We start from the raw sequence: 18041 nt of genomic DNA on the forward strand, positions 1-18041 counted from the left end.
TTTCATTTGTAAAAAAGAAATGTGCTCTTTACAAATGTATGGTACAATATACGGGAAAAACTCTTTTTACCCTTTATCAACACATTTGTATAAAGGAGACTGAACTCATGATTATTACATATCTTTTATTTATCGTTGCCTATCTACTCGGTTCGATTCCATTTGCATTAGTCGTTGGAAAAATCGGTTATGGAATCGACATTCGTGAGCATGGAAGCGGTAATCTAGGCGGAACTAATACATTCCGTACGTTAGGGAAAAAAGCAGGTTTTATCGTAACAATTGCTGACATTTTAAAAGGTACATTAGCAACAGGTCTACCGATTATTTTCGGGTCAGATATTCACCCACTATGGTTTGGATTAGCCGCTGTTCTTGGACATGTCTATCCGATCTTCGCAAAATTCCGTGGGGGGAAAGCAGTTGCAACTTCTGCTGGGGTATTATTATGCTATTCACCAGTTGTTTTTGCAATATTAGCTGTTGTCTTTTTCAGCCTTTTATTTACAACAAGATACGTATCACTTTCTTCTATGATAACAGCTGTCGTTGCTGTTATTGCATCCATTGTTAGCGGGGATAAAATCTTCATTATTGCGATGTGTTTATTAGCAGGTATGGTTATTTATAAACACCGTGCAAATATCGGACGAATTATAAATAAAACTGAACCAAAAGCAAACTTTTCAAAAAAGCAAAAATAAGATCGTAACCCACATAACGCAAAAAGAAAACGTGAAGCATATTAATAGCGTCTTTTTGCGTTATTTTTTATACTTAAGAAAAAGCAACATAATTTGGAGGAACTATACATGAATCTTTCCGTAACAAAAGAAGCAGCACAATGGTATAAAAATGAATTAAACTTACAATCGGGTGAAACACTACGCCTTTTCGTACAATACGGCGGTTGCAGTACTGTGCAAAAAGGACTTTCTTTAGGTATTCGTAAAGATGACCCTGCACATCCTGCTGTTCAAACTCAAGAAGAAGGTATTAACTTCTTTATTGAAGGCGATGATGAGTGGTTCTTCGATGGACATAATTTATCTGTTACACTTAACGACGGTGATGATTTCCCTCAATTTAATTATGAAAAATAAAAAAAGCGTGGCTTCTGCCACGCTTTTTTATTTCTTTTTAATTTCCTCATATTTCGCATACCACTCAGGATATAATTTTTTAAATGATACAGGGCGGAACCCTTCTTTTTTCGCACAAATATTCGTTGTACTTGCAGTAATGCAAAGCTCACCATCACCGTTATATATTTCATAACCATATACAACACGAAGCGGGCTCACAGTATCAATCCACGTTTTCACAATTGCTTTTTCTCCGTAACGCATCGCTTTACGATATGAAATTTGCAAGTCTAATACAGGAGAAATAATTCCCTCTTTCTCCATTTCAACATATGAAAATCCTAATTCTTGTATAAGTTTAGTGCGCCCAAGTTCCAGCCACACTAAATAGTTTGAATGGTAAACAACACCCATCTGGTCTGTTTCCGCATAGCGGATTTCAACTTCATATTCTGCTACAAACATTTCTATTCGCCTTCTTTCACTTCTGCTACCTTGCATACATTTAATCATAATACAGTGGAATCAAAAATAAAATAAAAACAGTGAATCTTTTACCGAAAGGGGCAAACACATGATTCAAATTGTAACTGTTCGTAGCGGTGATAGTGTTTATAGTTTAGCATCAAAATATGGATCTACACCTGAAGAAATTGTAAAAGACAATGGACTAAACCCAGCCGAAACACTCGTTGTTGGTCAGGCACTTATCGTTAATACAAAAGGCAATAACTATTATGTACAGCCTGGTGACAGCCTTTATCGAATTTCTCAAACATATAGTGTTCCTCTCGCCAGTTTAGCTAAAGTTAATAACCTTTCATTAAAATCTATTCTTCATGTCGGACAACAATTATATATACCGAAAGGAACAAAACGAGCAGTAGAATCCATCGCTTATTTACAACCTTCAACAATACCGATCAAAGAAAGTTTAGTAAATGCTACACGTGCTATTAATCCATTTTTAACATATTTAGCCTACTTCAGCTTTGAAGCAAAACGAGACGGCACTTTAAAAGAACCTACAGAAACAGCTAAAATCGCTAATATTGCAACGCAAGGGAAAACCATCCCTATGCTCGTTATTACAAATATTGAAAATGGAAATTTCAGTACCGAACTGGCATCTGTTTTTTTACGCGACGCAATGATTCAAAACAAATTTATTACAAACATTTTGCAAACAGCTGAAAAATACGGTATGCGAGACATTCATTTTGATTTCGAAAATGTAGCTCCTGAAGATCGCGAAGCATATAATCGTTTTTTACGAAATGTAAAAACACGCTTACCTAGCGGGTACACATTAAGTACAACGCTTGTACCGAAAACAAGTTCCAATCAAAAAGGGAAATTTTTTGAAGCTCATGATTATAAAGCACAAGGACAAATTGTTGATTTCGTCGTCATTATGACATACGACTGGGGTTGGCAAGGCGGACCACCGATGGCGATTTCTCCTATTGGTCCCGTGAAAGAGGTACTTCAATATGCAAAATCTCAAATGCCACCACAAAAAATTATGATGGGTCAAAATTTATACGGTTTCGATTGGAAACTGCCGTTCAAACAAGGAAATCCACCAGCAAAAGCAATTAGCTCTGTTGCAGCTGTTGCACTAGCTCGTAAATACAATGTTCCTATTCGCTATGATTTCACGGCTCAAGCTCCTCATTTCAATTACTTTGACGAAAACGGCGTACAACACGAAGTTTGGTTTGAAGATTCACGGTCCGTTCAAAGTAAATTTAATTTAATGAAAGAACAAGGAATAGGCGGCATCAGCTATTGGAAGATTGGTCTACCATTCCCACAAAATTGGCGTTTACTCGTCGAAAACTTTACAATCACGAAAAAAGGCTGACGAAAGTCAGCCCTTTTTTCATATCCCTGTTAAAAATATATCTTTAATTCCCTCACAAAAAAGAAGAATGATAACATTCTCCTTTTTTAACCGTTATCAACAATCGGTTGCTTACCAGTTTGGTCTTGCATTTGCTTTCCTTTATTCCCACCAGCTTTTTTCGATTGTGTTCCAATTTGATTTGGTGCAAAGTCTTTTGAATTCTTTTTCGGATTACCCATTACTATCGCCTCCTTAACACTAGTATCGTACTAGTGTTAAGAATTATTCAGCCTGCTTAAAAAGTTTCATTGCATAACGTTTTTCAATACGTTCTTCAATTCGATCGATTGCATCACGATCGCTTAATAATTGTTGTTTATTTTCATTTACAAGTTCTTCAAACGATTTGCGGCGACTTCTTCTCATGTTGCTCACCCTTTCTCCTTCGCTTCATTACTACATAGTATGAGCAAATGAAAAACTCTTTAATCAGATTTGCAAGAAAATTTTATGTTTTAACAAAAAAAACCCATACGCAAATATTACGCACGGGATGTTTTTACATCATTATATTTAAATATTTTTTAATTTCTTCCTCAGCATCTTCTTCATTCACTCTATATTCATGCAGTGCTCGCAATACAGAATCGTATTCTTCTAAAATGTAGCTCTCTAGCTTCAAAATGTCCTCTACACTGTCAATCATAATTCTCGTGTTGCCAATCTCACTTTTCAATGCTGCCTCACACGTTAAGCTCGTACAAATACCGATTACATCGTCTTCCATTTTTTCTGTTAACACATATTTCTTTCGCCCGTTTACCTTCATCCTAATAATTGGGTAAAAAGCTTTTATATCTAAATAGCTCCCGACATTCATACAGCGAATCCATTCAATATCACGTTTATTTCGCATAAGAATTTCTTTTACTGCTTCGTATGCTACCGTTTCATCAAGTACTTCTTTCTGCACTTTTCTTTTTCCTTCTTCTTCAATAGATGCACATTTTTGATAAACAGCTGCACACGTAATACAGTCGTCAAATGCATTATGAGAACTTAGACGAATTCCAAGCATTCGCTTTAACGTCTCAAGTTTATGATTAGGTGCGTACTTCATATATTTTTTTGCTAAAAACACAGTGTCAATCACCTTATTTTTAGGTTCAGGAAGCCCAAGCATATTTACATTACTTTTCAAAAAGCGCATGTCAAAAGAAGCATTATGAGCCACAATAACATTTGTATGTAAAAATGCTAAAAATAAAGGTAATACTTCTTCAATTGTCGGTGCGTCTGAAACACGATAATTTGTAATGCCTGTTAAACTCGTAATCCGGCTCGGAATTGGCCGCTCTGGATTCACATACGAAACAAATTGATCTACTAGTTCATGATTGCGATATTTCACTGCCGCTACTTGAATAATTTTATCATTATAAGGGTTAAATCCTGTTGTTTCAAAATCAATTACAACATAATCTAACGGTAAGGATACATTCCCCACTCTACACACTCCTTTATCTCTAAACGTTTATATTTCTTTCACCCCGCTATTTGCGGGCAGTAAGACTCTCACCTCAAAATTCAGCTGTAAAGCAAAAAGGTTTAGTGGGAGATCAACTGCCCGTAAATGCCCGATTGGTGCGGGCTAATAATCAGCAGGGGATGGACACCCCCCACTGATTAAAGTTTCACTTTATCATATCACGAAGTTATTACTCCATGAAAAAGAAAAGGCAGAAATAGCCACTTCCCATCTCTGCCTTCTCACTTATTATTTTAATTTCTCAATCCGTTTTTCCATCTCTTTTTGTGTCATTGGTCCAATAAACTTATCTTGAATGACTCCTTTTGTATCTATAAAATAAGAAGTTGGAATCGTAATTACTTTATACGCTGTTGTCACATCAATGTTCTTGTCCAATAAAATAGGAAAAGTAATTCCTTTTTCCTTCGCAAAGTTGCTTACCTTTTCTTCTCCCCCACCTTTTTCTGAAGGAGTATAATTTATTGCTAAAATTTCTACGTTTTCTTTATGCTCTTTATAAAAGGTCTCCATATCAGGCATTTCTTTCTGACATGGGCCGCACCACGTTGCCCAAAAGTTTAAAATCACTTTCTTTCCTTTTAAATCTGATAACTTTACATTCGTTCCATCTAACTTCGTTAATTCAAAATCAGGTGCATTCTTTCCTATTTCAATACCATTCCTTGCAATCATCTCTTTCATAGCAGCTTCACTTTTTTCTTGCTTCCCTTGTACTACTTGATCTTTTTTACCAAACTGATCATAAGCTGCATATCCCGCTAAACAAAGTAACACTACAATAATCGTAAGCTTCCGCCACATTTTATATCACCCTAACGTGTTTATCTTCTTATAACATAATCATCAAAATACTATATACCTTATTTTAGCTTATACGGACAAGCTTGGAAATATTCACATTCGAAATAGTCGGAATATTTTTAACTAAGATGAAATATTTTCCTTTTTATCATATAATTAGAAAAACATATACAAACTGCGAGGTGATATGTATTTTACAATTACTTATCAACCCTTTTTCTTTTGTTTTCTTCACTTTACCATTACTATGTATTTCTTTTAGCGGCTTACTATACAAATTCAAATGGGCTGCAATTATTATTTCTTTTACTGTTCCACTTATATTTTTCATTATCGTCTCTGGATTCGATATACACCTAGCTTTACAAAACTTAGACGCTTGGATTATTTATAGTGCTATTTATTCTGTACTTTCCTACATAACAGCAGCGCTAATACGAAGAAAACTGCACATGTAGTGCTTTCAAAAAGGGGGATTTTTATGAATTTATTTGAAAAAATACTATTATATATTCTTAGTTTTATATTTTCCCCAATCGGGATTATCACTTGGATCATCTCGCTCTTCAGTAAAGATCCTGAAAAAAAGCAAGTTGGACGTATTTGTCTCTATATCGCTTTAATCTCATTTATTCTTTTAGCTGGTCTCGGTCTTCTTAGTTTCTTCACGATGACTACCACTACTATACAATAGTTACAGAAAGGATGATTATTTTGGGAGAACACCCTATTATTAAAGAACTTCGCTATATACGAATATATTTAGTTGTTTTAGTAATCGTTCTTTTATTTTTCAACGGTGAAAGAGTCACTGAAATTTCTACAAATCACGATTCCATAGAAAATATTCCCACCAGTAATATGACTCAGATTGCTGAAAATACGTTTGCTATTCAAGAATATAATCCATCACTAAGTAGCGAACGTACAGTCAAGATTTTCAATTATAATCCGGATACAAATCAACTTACTCTATTCAAAGAGTTTAGTACTAACGATCCTGAGTCTTATACGTATCAACTTAATAAGAGTGAATAAAGATAAGAGCGCTATGTAGCTCTTATCTTTTTATTAGCATCTCTTTAAACAATGACTTACAATTTAATAATTCTCTAGGATCCCCACATTCCGCAATACTTCCATTATTCATAACAACCACCCGATCCGCTATCATCGCACTCTCGACATCATGTGTCGTCACAATTCTCGTTACATTCCCCCCTAGCCCTTTAAGCATATTCCAAACCACTTCTTGATTGCTCGGATCTAATCCCGCAGTCGGTTCATCTAAAATAATGAGATTCGGATTGGATGCAATCGCTCGCAATAACGCAAGACGCTTTCTCTCTCCTCCCGAAAACTCTTCACCGCTTTTATGTAGTACAGTCTGAATACCTTCAGATAAACTCCTAATAATCGACTTCGCATTTACAAGTTCAATATTTTTTTCTAACTGTTTTTCTAAGCCCCCTTCCCCAAAATACATATTCTCTTTTACTGTCGTTCGAAAAAAACGTGGTTCCTGCCATATAGTAGTCATACGAGCTTTATTACCGTAATAAGTAATACTACCATTAGACGGTTTATATAAACCCGTGATTAATTTTAAAAGCGCCGTTTTTCCTGCACCACTTTCCCCCACAATGATAATGAGTTCGCCAGGATTAATTTGCAAATGAATATTTTTAATTCTACATCTCTCTTCACCGTTCTCTTGAAATGAAACGTTTGTTAATTTCATTCCCATCGCTCTTTCTACATTTCTGTATTCAGCCGGTATATCTAAAAAGCCAAAAACTCGACTGGCCGAAGCGATAGCAACTTGTGTCATCATCAATAAATCACTTGCATAACGAACAGGGTAAAATAACATCTCAATTGTAGCTAATACCGCCACAAGCGAACCTACTTCCATTTCCCCCTTCATTATTTTTTGTGCACCTATAATAAGAACGACTACATATGCGCCTGTTTCTATTACCGTTCCAACTATCCCAATACACTGTTGCAACATCGTCTTCTTTACTTCTGTTTTATAAGATTTTACTGTCACTCCTTTAAATAAGCCAATTGCCCAGCTCTCTTTTTGTAAACTACGCAAATCTTGTATACCTTTTACAAATTGTGACATCATCTCTACAACAATTGATTGATTTTTTTGAGCAATACTCGCAATATTTCTTACTTTTTTCCCCATAAGCATTGGAACCATTGCACTTAAAAATAAAAACGGAGTTATCCACCATATGAACTGTACATCGATATGTTGTAGCGCTATGAACGCACCAATAAATTGCGCAAGTGCATGAATATATTCAATTAATATAGATCCATATAACCGTATCCAGTTCGGAATATCAGACACGACCAAAGTTTCTAACTCTCCTTGCTTTACCTTCTCACTCTCTTCAAACGGTAATACGAAAAAATGTCGTAATACATCTATACGCTTCTCTCGTAATATTCGCTGACTTGCTTTTGAGCTTACATAATCAAATAAAAGATTGTTCACCCACATCAAAAAGCGGCTCCCTGCAAACAAAGCAATATATACATACGCACCTTTTAACTCCCGCTGAATAAGGTTATCTACAATTAGCCCCATAAATAGCGGACGGGATAAATTTAAAATGGCAGCTACTATCCCGCTACAAATCGCACTAATTAGCAATAGCTTTTCTTGTAGTAGCGGCAACATTATTCTTCTATACTCATTCATTGTCATTCCTCCAATTTTGCATAATAAAAGGAAAGGGATGAAACCAATTTGGTTTCATCCCTTTCCTCTTTGTTTACTCATATTATTTTAAAAACCTAATTTCCAAAACATAAAATAAAAATCACTACTTTATCTAGGGATATTCTTCTGCCAACGACCTATTAAATGCCGATATGTATTACTATATAAGTTTCATTAAAATAGCAAGTGTATTTATTGTCATATGAACAATAATAGGCACGATCAATCTATTAGTTTTTACATATAAAAAAGCATACACCAATCCTGCTAAAGTATAAGGAATAACACTTGCCAACTCCATATGAAGTAATGCAAATACAAGAGACGTAATTAAACACGCAATGTAGACATTTGTTCGTTTGCGTAACGTATCAAGAATAATTTTTTTTGTTAAAACCTCTTCCATTACAGGACCGAAAATTGCAATATTCACTATTATAAATGGAAAAGATATAAATTTGGTTTTTATCATTTCTGAGTGTTCTGAGTTAGGATCCATATTAAATACAACAATAGCTATTAATCCATAAATAGCTTGAACTAAAAAATAAATAAGAACACCATAGATACACCATAATATAGTTTTTTTTGGCGGATAAGCATTAGAAGAACCTCTTTCAATATCAGGTTTCATCAATATTAAAATTACTATAAAAGCTAAAAAATAACCTAAGATTCTACCATAGGCATTGGCCGCTTCCGTTGTTAAATTAAATAAAGTTATAAAAATCGGTTCGAATAAATAAATGGACAAGTAAAACAGTATGTAAGTAATTATGACTCCCCAATATCTTTTTGGCATATTCCACCTCTTTTGCAGCAACTATTAGTTGGATTTTTTATTCATTTCGAAAAATATCTTATCGCATGAATATTCCTTTCATTTAATTTTACCATTAACAGGGGATATGCAACTTTAATTCTCCCTTAATTTTACAAAACGCTTTAATCCATCCCACATTAACTGACAATAAGGTTTCCACTTAGAGGCCTTTAAATATACCGATGTTTTTTCATACTAAAGAGGGATGAGAAAATCTCATCCCTCTTTAAAATATACATTCAACAAATATTGTTGAATCCGTTTAGTTCGACACTTTAGACTCTTCGATTTTCGAACGAAGAACCATTTGCAAGATACCACCGTGACGATAGTAGTCAATTTCAACTTCACTATCGAAACGAGCTACTACTTCAAATTGCTTCTCTTTTCCTTCTGAATCGATTGCAACTACTTTTACAAGATCGCGTGGTCTAACTGTTTTGTCAATTTGAATTTCAAATGACTCGTTACCAACAAGACCTAACGTTTCAGCGCTTTCGCCATCTTTAAATTGTAATGGTAATACGCCCATTAACACTAAGTTACTGCGGTGAATACGCTCGAAGCTTTCTGCGATTACTGCTTTAATACCTAATAAGTTTGTACCTTTCGCAGCCCAGTCACGAGAACTTCCCATACCGTAGTCTTTACCAGCAACAACTAGAAGGCCTGTGCCATCTTCTTTATACTTCATAGCAGCATCATAGATAGATGTTACTTCACCAGTTGGCCAATATGTTGTATATCCGCCTTCTGTTCCTGGTGCGATTTGGTTTTTAATACGGATATTTGCGAATGTACCACGCATCATAACTTCATGGTTACCACGACGAGAACCGTAAGAGTTAAAGTCAACTGGTTGTACGCCGTTTTCTAGTAAATAACGTCCTGCTGGCGTGTGCTTACCAATTGAACCTGCTGGTGAAATATGGTCTGTCGTTACAGAATCACCAAATTTACCAACGATGCGTAAACCTGATAATGTTTCAACTTCACCTGGCTCTTTAGATAATCCTTCGAAGAACGGTGGGTTTTGAATGTATGTTGAATCATTATCCCAAGTATATAAAGCTTCATTTGAAGTTTGGATTTCATTCCAGCGCTCATTGCTGTTAAACACTTGTGCATATTCTTTTTTGAACAATTCAGATGTAACAACACTTTGAACTACATCTTCAATTTCTTTAGCTGATGGCCAAATATCATTGAAGTAAACAGCATTACCATTTACATCTTTACCGATTTCATCATTTTTCAGATCAATATCAACAGTACCTGCAAGTGCATATGCCACAACAAGTGGTGGTGATGCTAAGTAGTTTGCTTTTACAAGTGGGTGAATACGACCTTCAAAGTTACGGTTACCAGATAAAACAGATGTTACTAATAAATCATTTGCTGCGATTGCTTCTTCTAATTCCTCTGCTAATGGACCAGAGTTACCGATACAAGTCGTACAGCCGTAACCAACTGTTTGGAAACCTAATTGATCTAAATACGTTGTTAAACCAGACTTATCTAAGTACTCTGTAACAACTTTAGATCCTGGTGCTAATGATGTTTTTACGTAACCAGGTACTTTAAGTCCTTTTTCAATTGCTTTCTTCGCAACTAATCCCGCTCCAATTAATACGTATGGATTTGACGTATTTGTACAGCTTGTAATCGCAGCGATTGCAATTCCGCCTGTTTTCATCGTTACTTCTTGATCTTTTAATGTAACTTTCACTTCTTTATCAAACTCTTGCTCATTGAATCCAAGTCCTTGTGTTCCAACTGGTGCTACAACAGCTTTATGGAACTGTTCTTTCATATTTGAAAGCGGAATTAAATCTTGCGGACGTTTCGGTCCAGAAAGGTTAGATTCGATTGCATTTAAATCAATTTCAACAAGATCAGTATAGATTGGATCTTTACTGTCTGCTGTATAGAATAAGCCATTTGCTTTACAATATTCTTCAACAACGCGAATTTGCTCTTCATCTCTACCTGTTAAACGTAAGTATTCTAATGAGATATCGTCGATTGGGAAGAATCCACAAGTTGCGCCGTATTCTGGTGCCATATTTGAAATTGTTGCACGGTCAGCTAAAGGCATGCTCTTTAGTCCACTACCGAAGAACTCAACAAATTTACCAACTACACCTTTTTGACGTAACACTTGTGTTACTTTTAATGCAACATCAGTTGCTGTTGTACCACTTGGAAGTGTACCAGTTAATTTCACACCGATTACTTCAGGTACTGGGAAATATGAAGGCTGTCCAAGCATTCCTGCTTCTGCTTCAATACCACCAACGCCCCATCCAAGAACACCGATACCATTAATCATTGTTGTATGTGAGTCTGTTCCAACTAATGAATCTGGGTATGCAACTAAGTCACCTTCAGCATTTTTCACCGCATGAACAACCGGTGCTAAATATTCAAGGTTTACTTGGTGTACAATACCTGTTGCTGGTGGAACTGCACGGTAGTTATCAAATGATTTCTGTGCCCAGCTTAAAAATTTATAACGTTCTTCATTACGTTTAAACTCTAAGTCCATGTTGAATGCAAGCGAGTCTGCTGTACCTGCTCTATCAACCTGTACAGAGTGGTCAATTACAAGGTCTACAGTAATTTCTGGATTAATTTTATCAGGATCCCCGCCCATATCTGCCATTGCTTTACGAAGCGAAGCCAAATCTACAACAGCTGGAACACCTGTGAAGTCTTGTAAGATTACACGAGATGGTTTAAACGGAACATCGATATCTTGAACATCTTTCGTTCCCCATTTCGCTAAATTTGTAACATGTTCTTCTGTAATTACGCGTCCGTCTACTTGACGAAGTACAGATTCAAGTAAAACTTTAACGGAATATGGTAATTGAGATACGTTGCCAACCCCTGCGTTTTCAAGCGCTTTCAATTGATAATAATGATACGTCTTTCCATCTAGTTCAAAAGTTGCACGTGATTGAAATGGATTATGTTTGAACATTATGTTTCCCCCCTGTTAAACGTAACTAAGTTGTCTGAATATAAAATGTAGACAAACTTTTCAATACCTTACGATAATATTTTATTACAACTTTCTAAATAAGTAAATAATAAGAAACTTATGGATTATCATAAGTTTTCTTTATCTTTCTAAATTTGAATAGTGTCCATGCTCTTTATTAATACTATCACTATAAAGTAAATCACTCTTTCAGCGTTTTACTTTACGTTCATATATGCTATGAACAACTCATAGTTCGTCTATAAAAAACATTATAGAGGTGAGAAAAATGGGTAAACGAAAAGCCAATCATATTATTTCAGGAATGAATGCTGCATCCGCACAAGGACAAGGAACTGGTTATAACGAAGAGTTCGCAAACGAACCTTTAACACCAGCAGAGCGACAAAATAATAAGAAACGAAAAAAGAATCAGTAACGAAAAATCCCAAAAGGTATACCTTTTGGGATTTTCTCTAATGTTTATAACGTAACAACTCCGAAACTGTTACAAATCGATAACCCTGCTTTTTCAGCTCAGGTAAAATTTTTGCTAATGCCGCCACTGTTTGACTACGATCACTTCCTCCATCGTGCAACAGTACAATATCTCCACTTTTAGCATTTTTCACAACATGATTTACAATGGATTCAGTACCTGGATTCGCCCAATCACGAGGATCTTGATGCCATGACCATAGAACAATTTGATACCCAGCTTTTTTTGCCGTAGTAAATACAGCATCATTAATATATCCACCTGGGGGACGAAACAATAAAGGTTCTTTCGCCCATTTTTCAAAATATTTCTTTCCATTTAAAATATCATTTTCTAATTTTTCATCTGATGAATTGCTCGCATACAAATGATTCATCGTATGATTTCCAATTTCATGTCCTTCTTTCAACACTTGCTTTACTAAATATGGATTACGCTGAACTCGAAATCCAATCATAAAAAAAGTCGCTTCCGCCTTATATTGATGTAATAAATCTAGAATTTGCGGTGTGTATGTTGGATCTGGTCCATCATCAAATGTGATTGCAATAACCTTTTCATTATTTGGAACTTCCCACGTTACATAGCCAGTTGGCTCTAACTCTTTTCTTAACAACATTTTAGCTTCCACTTTATCCACTTGAAATATATGTACTGCACAAATTAAAGAAAAAATTAATAGAATAATTTTTTGTTTCTGCATATTAGCGCTAAAAGTTTTGAGGTTGTTGAATTCACAACAACCTTCTTTCACCTTTCTAATTGATCAACATTTTGCATTATATTTTGGAGATTACTTTCATATTGCTCAAGTTGTGGACGCTGCGTTTCTGATGCTACTTCAAGTGCATTTTGAATCTGTTCGTACGCCTCTTGCACTTCTTGGCGTAACTCTTTTAAATCATGGCCGTAATTCGGGTCATTTTTCACAATATTATTGAATATATTTTCCGCTTGAACAAACCCTTGCTGTGCAGCCTGAAAAGCCTGTTGCTTATCTTTATGATATGGCATATCATTTTCCCCTTCCTATATGAGTTAGTCCTACTTATCTTTACCCATTTCCAAAAAAACATTCTCGTATAAATTCGCAAACTTCTCTCATTCTAAATAGGAAGAGGAGGTGTAAAATACAATGGGTAAAAACAATAATCAATCTAATCGTCAAAGCGAGAAAAAAGGGCAATCTTCTGGACAGCCCGAACCTTTAAGTGGATCTCATAAAGTTAAAAATCGTAATCATTCACGTCAAAAAAATCATGCACATCATGATATGTAAAGCAAAAGCATTCACACACACTGTATCTTTCACATAAAATATTTATATTTTTCTATTTGTTCTTCACCTCTATTTCATTCATGCATAACATAGTATGAATTGAGATTTTACGGAGGGTGTCTTACATGGGCAAGAAAAAGAAGGATTGTCTTTTTCATGTTGATGGTTTCGAAGAATGGATGGATCAATTTTGTTCTGATTCTTGTAGTAATTTTAGTTTTCCAAATGAAATTCATATTGACCTTTGTGAAACAGAACAAGAATACATTTTGGAAACAGATGTACCAAATGCAACTGCACAAAATGTACTCATTAAAAAGATGGAGACAGGCCTAAACATTTGCATACTTCATAAAAACACTTCTTTACAGCGGATTATTCCTTTACCTGCTAATATCATTTACAAGAAGATGCTAGCCTGCTTAGAGAATGGATATTTAGCCATTCATATTTCCAAAAACGAAGTTGCCAATAAACATGAAAACAAAGTTCTTTTTTCAAATTAAGGATCACTATAAATTCAAATATAAGCCCCAGTAACTTGCTGGGGCTTATTTTATTTCACTTGTATTTCAATATTAGAATCTCTATCATATCTTTTGTTCAATAAACCTTTTGTAACTAAAAGTACAGGAAATGCTACAGTTGAAAATATAGCTAGCGCTGCAAATACTACAAATCCATTTTGATACCCGTAATAATCGAGAAGTACTCCCCCAAACCAAGGACCAATTACTCCTCCAATTCCTGAAAACCCCATCGCCCCGAAGTATGTTCCTTTCAGATTGGAATCAGCGATCTCATCAATAAATACATCTGTCATTGAGAACATTAAAACTTCTCCAAATGTAAAAACAATTGTACAAATAGCTGCCCCTAACATGGATTCTACTAGTCCAAATCCAAACAATCCCCCGCTCACAAATAACGTTCCAACCATAATAGACGCTAATGGCGTATACTTTTTACACATTTGAATAACAGGGTATTGAATAACTACTACCGTAATTGCATTTAAAGCTAGCATATATGAGAACAACTTCACTCCATCCTGAAATATATGTGCATTTGCAAAATATTGAGATACTGTCGTGGTTAAATGTGAAAAACCACTATTACTCAAAATAATCCCGACTAAAGCAACTAGAAATACTACATCCTTTCGCAAAATGCGAATTGCATTTAACATTGTAACAGGCTTATCTGTATTTACTTTCTTTTGTTCAAGTGGGTACTTCTTAAATTGGAACGCTAATATAGCTGTATATAGAATGTATACTCCAGCTGCTACTAAAAAAGGGATTGTTGATTTTGCACTTCCGATCTGTAATCCGACAAGTGGGCCAATCGCTACCCCAACATTTATTGCACCGTAACGCAAATTATATACGAGTAAACGATACTCTGGTTTCGTTAAATCTGATAATAAAGCTCTTGATGTCGGTTCAAAAAAAGACCGACATAACCCATTCAAAGCGTTTAATAGAAAGAAACTAAAAACATGATCTGCAACTGAAAACCCTATAAATACAAAAAACCAAACGATCATGGACCATATTATAATCACCTTTCGACCAAATCGATCCGATAAATTGCCCCCAATAAAACTAGCAAACACTCCAACAAGCGCACTCGTTCCAATAATAGCACCCGTCATTCCAGCTGACACACCTTTAACAGTCGTTAAATAAATTGCTAAAAAAGGAATACTCATTGAAGTGGCGAACCTCGCAAATAGAGTCCCTATTATAATTGTCATTCCAAGCGGATGAATCTGTTGTAACTTCCCCTTCATCTCTAACCTACTCTCCCTTTTCCTACATAAAAAAAGAAAGCAAAGGATCTGCTTTCTTTTTCCTTTTTATACTTGAGATGTTTGCACCCGAGCCGTTCTCGATATGTCCATATCAATGCCATATGTAAACTGTAATTCCTTACAAACATCTTTAATTAAAATCGCAACATTATATCTTTCATTAAATTGTAAAACTATATTTTCTACTTCCTCATATGTATACCTATATTCCCCTGTAATGACACTTTTTAAATCAAAGCATTCATTAATACAAAGTTGTACAAGTAGTTGTTCATATTTTTCTATTACATCTTCTTTCTTCCAAAGTAACTCCTTTACATATAACCGATCAAATTTCACACTTTCTCGGTTACAATCCGTTAAAATCCGGGTCATTTCATTTAGTTCTCGATATAATTCGGAAATATTTCTGCTTAAACTAAGCAGTTTATCTACGCCGTTTTCATATAACATATTCATTCCACCCCCGCATTTTCTTCTTATTATAGCAAGAAAATTCTAAAAATAGTTTCTTTCTTCTGAAATATTAGGAAACTAATTTCAATTGCTTTACAATGAAACTAGCTAACACGAAAGGGGAAAGAAAATTGGAGCAAAAATTATATTACATCGACGCTTATCAGCAAACCTTTACAACTAAAGTTATAAAACAAGAGCATGATACAGAAGGAAACTTATATGTTGTCTTAAATGAAACTGCATTTTATCCAACAGGCGGCGGACAACCACACGACACTGGAACTTTAAATGGTATTCCGGTAAGTAACGTTGAAGAAGTAAATGGAGAAATTCGTCATTTCATAATAGAACAATTACATACAGAAGAAGTAGAGGGTAAAATAGATTGGGAGCGCCGTTTTGATCATATGCAGCAACATACAGCTCAGCACATTTTATCTGCTGCTTTTTGGGACCATTTTGACATACCAACAATTGGGTTCCATCTCGGAAAAGAAACGGTAACAATTGATTTAGAAACGGAAAATCTTCCTACAGAAACGGTTGAAAAAGCAGCGCAAATTGCCAACAAAATTGTTTTTGAAAACCATCCAATCCGTATAGAGTGGATGGACTTAGAAGAAGCGAAAACATTACCTCTTCGCAAAGAACCGAATATGACAGAAAATATACGCGTTGTTATTATCGAAAACTATGATTACAACGGCTGTGGTGGAACGCATCCGAAACATACTGGTGAAGTAGGTCCTATTCAAGTACTAGGATGGGAGCGTAATAAAGGTAGTATACGCTTAACATTTATCGCTGGCTGGCGCACACTTAAATTAATGGGGCAACAGCACCAAATTATGAAAGATGTTTCTAAACAATTGAACAGTAGCGAAACTGATATTCCAGCAAAAGTAGCACAACTTCTTACTTCTCAAAAAGAAAACGAAAAAGCAATACAAACAATGAATGAAAAATTATTATTTGCAGAGGCAAATGAACTGTTACAACAACCTGCAGAAATACATGCTGGAACACTTATCTCTCGAGCATTTACAAATCGCTCTATGCAAGAAGTCGCAAAACTAGCTGCTATTATTACAGAACAGCAAGAGCATGCAATTACGTATTTCGTCATTGAAAATGATGACAAACTACAATGTATTCTTGCTTGTGGTAAAGCAGTGACACTCGATATGAATACACTTTTAAAAGATGCCCTCCCTTCTATTGAAGGAAAAGGCGGAGGAAATAAAAAGAGTGCTCGCGGCGGTGGGAAAGCAATTATGAGTGGAGATGAGTTTTTAAATCGGCTTGTTTCTTCTTTACAGTCAGCAGTGTAGATTATTTTATGAGGAAGTTGTCATCTAGTGAAGCTTTTTGACTAGGTGACATCTCTTTTTGTTTTACTAGCAATACCTTTTCGTCTTCAATTAAAATTCCAGTAACCCGAACTTACATTACATTCGTCATAATCTCTCCCCTTTTTCTATTAAATTTACACATAAATCCTTCCATAAAAAGAACGTACGTTTTATAATTAAAGAAAATTATGGAAGAAAGAAGTTGTTATATGCATGCGCCCACCTTTAACAAAAACTATATCTCTTGAAGATTTCCAAAACTATTATTGGTTAAAAACAGAACTGCAAACATTTTGTCGTGAGCATGATTTACCAGCTAGTGGCTCTAAGATCGAAATAAGCGGGCGTATCTCACATTATTTAACTACGGGTAAAGTATTAAAAAACCGTTCTCATCAAAAAGTGAGTAAAACTTCCCTCTCTTATAAAGATCTTTCTCTTCAAACAATTATTACTGAAAATCACCGCTGTAGTGAAGATGTACGTGCTTTTTTCAAAGAAAAAATTGGAGGGAATTTCCGCTTTACAGTAGCCCTTCAAAAGTTTTTTAAAAAGAATATCGGAAAAACGTATGAAGACGCGATAACGTTTTGGCATGAAGAAAACAAACGTAAAAAAGACCCCTCTTATAAAACAACCATCAGCGCACAGTTTGAATACAATCGTTTTACTTGTTCTTTTTTCGAAGACCCAAGCAACAAAGGAAAATCAAAAACAGATGCTATCGCTGCTTGGAACGAAATAAAAGCAAAACCTGGTAGCAACGCCTATATTCCTGAAAAAGTAGAAAACTAGTTAAC

22 protein-coding genes and 1 pseudogene are annotated in these 18041 nt (G+C 35.2%); 10 read left to right on the forward strand and 13 right to left on the reverse strand.

Going from position 1 to position 18041, the window contains the following annotated elements; all coding sequences use genetic code 11:
• Nucleotides 1-107: 107 nt before the first annotated feature.
• A complete protein-coding gene (gene plsY, locus EXW56_RS16965) occupies nucleotides 108-704 on the forward strand; it encodes a glycerol-3-phosphate 1-O-acyltransferase PlsY (protein WP_002199690.1) in 597 nt (198 codons plus the stop codon).
• A gap of 108 nt (nucleotides 705-812) precedes the next feature.
• A complete protein-coding gene (locus EXW56_RS16970; protein WP_001054451.1) occupies nucleotides 813-1103 on the forward strand; it encodes a HesB/YadR/YfhF family protein in 291 nt (96 codons plus the stop codon).
• Between the two features lie 27 nt (nucleotides 1104-1130).
• On the opposite strand, the gene EXW56_RS16975 is transcribed toward EXW56_RS16970, so the two are convergent.
• Entirely contained in the window at nucleotides 1131-1550 is a 420-nt protein-coding gene (locus EXW56_RS16975) for an acyl-CoA thioesterase (RefSeq protein WP_000495823.1), read from the reverse strand.
• Nucleotides 1551-1659: 109 nt separating this feature from the next.
• Between EXW56_RS16975 and EXW56_RS16980 the strand changes: the two genes are divergently transcribed.
• A complete protein-coding gene (locus tag EXW56_RS16980; RefSeq protein WP_215596806.1) occupies nucleotides 1660-2952 on the forward strand; it encodes a glycoside hydrolase family 18 protein in 1293 nt (430 codons plus the stop codon).
• An 86-nt stretch (nucleotides 2953-3038) separates the two neighbouring features.
• Here the strand turns inward: EXW56_RS16980 and sspN are convergent, their stop codons facing one another.
• The 4 genes from sspN to EXW56_RS17000 form a co-directional block, all read right to left on the reverse strand.
• Nucleotides 3039-3173: an acid-soluble spore protein SspN gene (gene sspN / locus EXW56_RS16985; protein ID WP_000527988.1), complete on the reverse strand. Its 135-nt coding sequence runs from the start codon at nucleotides 3171-3173 to the stop codon at nucleotides 3039-3041.
• Between the two features lie 43 nt (nucleotides 3174-3216).
• Nucleotides 3217-3360: an FbpB family small basic protein gene (locus tag EXW56_RS16990; RefSeq protein WP_070128854.1), complete on the reverse strand. Its 144-nt coding sequence runs from the start codon at nucleotides 3358-3360 to the stop codon at nucleotides 3217-3219.
• Nucleotides 3361-3493: 133 nt separating this feature from the next.
• Complete coding sequence (locus EXW56_RS16995) at nucleotides 3494-4441, reverse strand: 3'-5' exonuclease (RefSeq protein ID WP_215596807.1); 948 nt, start codon at nucleotides 4439-4441, stop codon at nucleotides 3494-3496.
• A 270-nt stretch (nucleotides 4442-4711) separates the two neighbouring features.
• The gene (locus EXW56_RS17000) at nucleotides 4712-5287 is read right to left on the reverse strand and encodes a redoxin domain-containing protein (RefSeq protein ID WP_002199685.1); all 576 of its coding nucleotides are present in this window, start codon (nucleotides 5285-5287) and stop codon (nucleotides 4712-4714) included.
• Nucleotides 5288-5768: 481 nt separating this feature from the next.
• Between EXW56_RS17000 and EXW56_RS17005 the strand changes: the two genes are divergently transcribed.
• Together EXW56_RS17005 and EXW56_RS17010 are read left to right on the forward strand one after the other, a co-directional pair.
• Nucleotides 5769-5981, forward strand: coding sequence for a hypothetical protein (locus tag EXW56_RS17005; RefSeq protein ID WP_002199684.1), 213 nt, complete (start codon nucleotides 5769-5771; stop codon nucleotides 5979-5981).
• A 20-nt stretch (nucleotides 5982-6001) separates the two neighbouring features.
• Nucleotides 6002-6325: a YmzC family protein gene (locus tag EXW56_RS17010; protein ID WP_215596808.1), complete on the forward strand. Its 324-nt coding sequence runs from the start codon at nucleotides 6002-6004 to the stop codon at nucleotides 6323-6325.
• A gap of 22 nt (nucleotides 6326-6347) precedes the next feature.
• Here EXW56_RS17010 and EXW56_RS17015 read toward each other — a convergent pair whose 3' ends face one another.
• The 3 genes from EXW56_RS17015 to acnA all read right to left on the reverse strand — a co-directional run bounded on the left by EXW56_RS17015 (nucleotide 6348) and on the right by acnA (nucleotide 11836).
• On the reverse strand, nucleotides 6348-8006 hold the full coding sequence (locus tag EXW56_RS17015; protein WP_215596809.1) for an ABC transporter ATP-binding protein: 1659 nt from the start codon (nucleotides 8004-8006) through the stop codon (nucleotides 6348-6350).
• A gap of 181 nt (nucleotides 8007-8187) precedes the next feature.
• A complete protein-coding gene (locus EXW56_RS17020; RefSeq protein WP_002199681.1) occupies nucleotides 8188-8829 on the reverse strand; it encodes a CPBP family intramembrane glutamic endopeptidase in 642 nt (213 codons plus the stop codon).
• Between the two features lie 283 nt (nucleotides 8830-9112).
• Complete coding sequence (gene acnA, locus EXW56_RS17025; protein WP_215596810.1) at nucleotides 9113-11836, reverse strand: aconitate hydratase AcnA; 2724 nt, start codon at nucleotides 11834-11836, stop codon at nucleotides 9113-9115.
• A gap of 289 nt (nucleotides 11837-12125) precedes the next feature.
• Here acnA and sspO point away from each other — a divergent pair, with 289 nt between their 5' ends.
• Complete coding sequence (sspO, locus tag EXW56_RS17030) at nucleotides 12126-12275, forward strand: small acid-soluble spore protein SspO (protein ID WP_002033549.1); 150 nt, start codon at nucleotides 12126-12128, stop codon at nucleotides 12273-12275.
• Between the two features lie 37 nt (nucleotides 12276-12312).
• On the opposite strand, the gene pdaB is transcribed toward sspO, so the two are convergent.
• A complete protein-coding gene (gene pdaB, locus EXW56_RS17035; protein ID WP_070144374.1) occupies nucleotides 12313-13038 on the reverse strand; it encodes a polysaccharide deacetylase family sporulation protein PdaB in 726 nt (241 codons plus the stop codon).
• Nucleotides 13039-13085: 47 nt separating this feature from the next.
• Nucleotides 13086-13349, reverse strand: coding sequence for a hypothetical protein (locus EXW56_RS17040; RefSeq protein ID WP_002199678.1), 264 nt, complete (start codon nucleotides 13347-13349; stop codon nucleotides 13086-13088).
• Nucleotides 13350-13470: 121 nt separating this feature from the next.
• Here EXW56_RS17040 and EXW56_RS17045 point away from each other — a divergent pair, with 121 nt between their 5' ends.
• Complete coding sequence (locus EXW56_RS17045) at nucleotides 13471-13614, forward strand: small acid-soluble spore protein P (protein ID WP_002111142.1); 144 nt, start codon at nucleotides 13471-13473, stop codon at nucleotides 13612-13614.
• Nucleotides 13615-13739: 125 nt separating this feature from the next.
• Nucleotides 13740-14120, forward strand: a complete 381-nt coding sequence (locus EXW56_RS17050; RefSeq protein ID WP_002111143.1) for an Hsp20/alpha crystallin family protein — start codon at nucleotides 13740-13742, stop codon at nucleotides 14118-14120.
• 50 nt (nucleotides 14121-14170) lie between these two features.
• Here EXW56_RS17050 and EXW56_RS17055 read toward each other — a convergent pair whose 3' ends face one another.
• Together EXW56_RS17055 and EXW56_RS17060 are read right to left on the reverse strand one after the other, a co-directional pair.
• Nucleotides 14171-15409 (reverse strand): MDR family MFS transporter, encoded by a 1239-nt coding sequence (locus EXW56_RS17055; protein WP_215557325.1) that lies wholly within the window; start codon nucleotides 15407-15409, stop codon nucleotides 14171-14173.
• A 66-nt stretch (nucleotides 15410-15475) separates the two neighbouring features.
• Nucleotides 15476-15883, reverse strand: a complete 408-nt coding sequence (locus tag EXW56_RS17060; RefSeq protein WP_002111146.1) for a hypothetical protein — start codon at nucleotides 15881-15883, stop codon at nucleotides 15476-15478.
• A gap of 134 nt (nucleotides 15884-16017) precedes the next feature.
• Here EXW56_RS17060 and EXW56_RS17065 point away from each other — a divergent pair, with 134 nt between their 5' ends.
• Nucleotides 16018-17220 (forward strand): alanyl-tRNA editing protein, encoded by a 1203-nt coding sequence (locus tag EXW56_RS17065; RefSeq protein WP_176555902.1) that lies wholly within the window; start codon nucleotides 16018-16020, stop codon nucleotides 17218-17220.
• Between the two features lie 55 nt (nucleotides 17221-17275).
• Here EXW56_RS17065 and EXW56_RS17070 read toward each other — a convergent pair.
• Nucleotides 17276-17395 (reverse strand): annotated as a pseudogene (locus tag EXW56_RS17070) (NUDIX hydrolase); the annotation flags it as partial.
• A 59-nt stretch (nucleotides 17396-17454) separates the two neighbouring features.
• On the opposite strand from EXW56_RS17070, the gene EXW56_RS17075 reads away from it, so the two are divergent.
• Complete coding sequence (locus EXW56_RS17075; RefSeq protein WP_215596811.1) at nucleotides 17455-18036, forward strand: DUF6434 domain-containing protein; 582 nt, start codon at nucleotides 17455-17457, stop codon at nucleotides 18034-18036.
• The last annotated feature ends 5 nt before the right edge of the window (nucleotides 18037-18041 follow it).

Source organism: Bacillus mycoides (genome assembly GCF_018742245.1).
In the GTDB taxonomy this organism is placed as follows: Bacteria; Bacillota; Bacilli; order Bacillales; family Bacillaceae_G; genus Bacillus_A; species Bacillus_A cereus_U.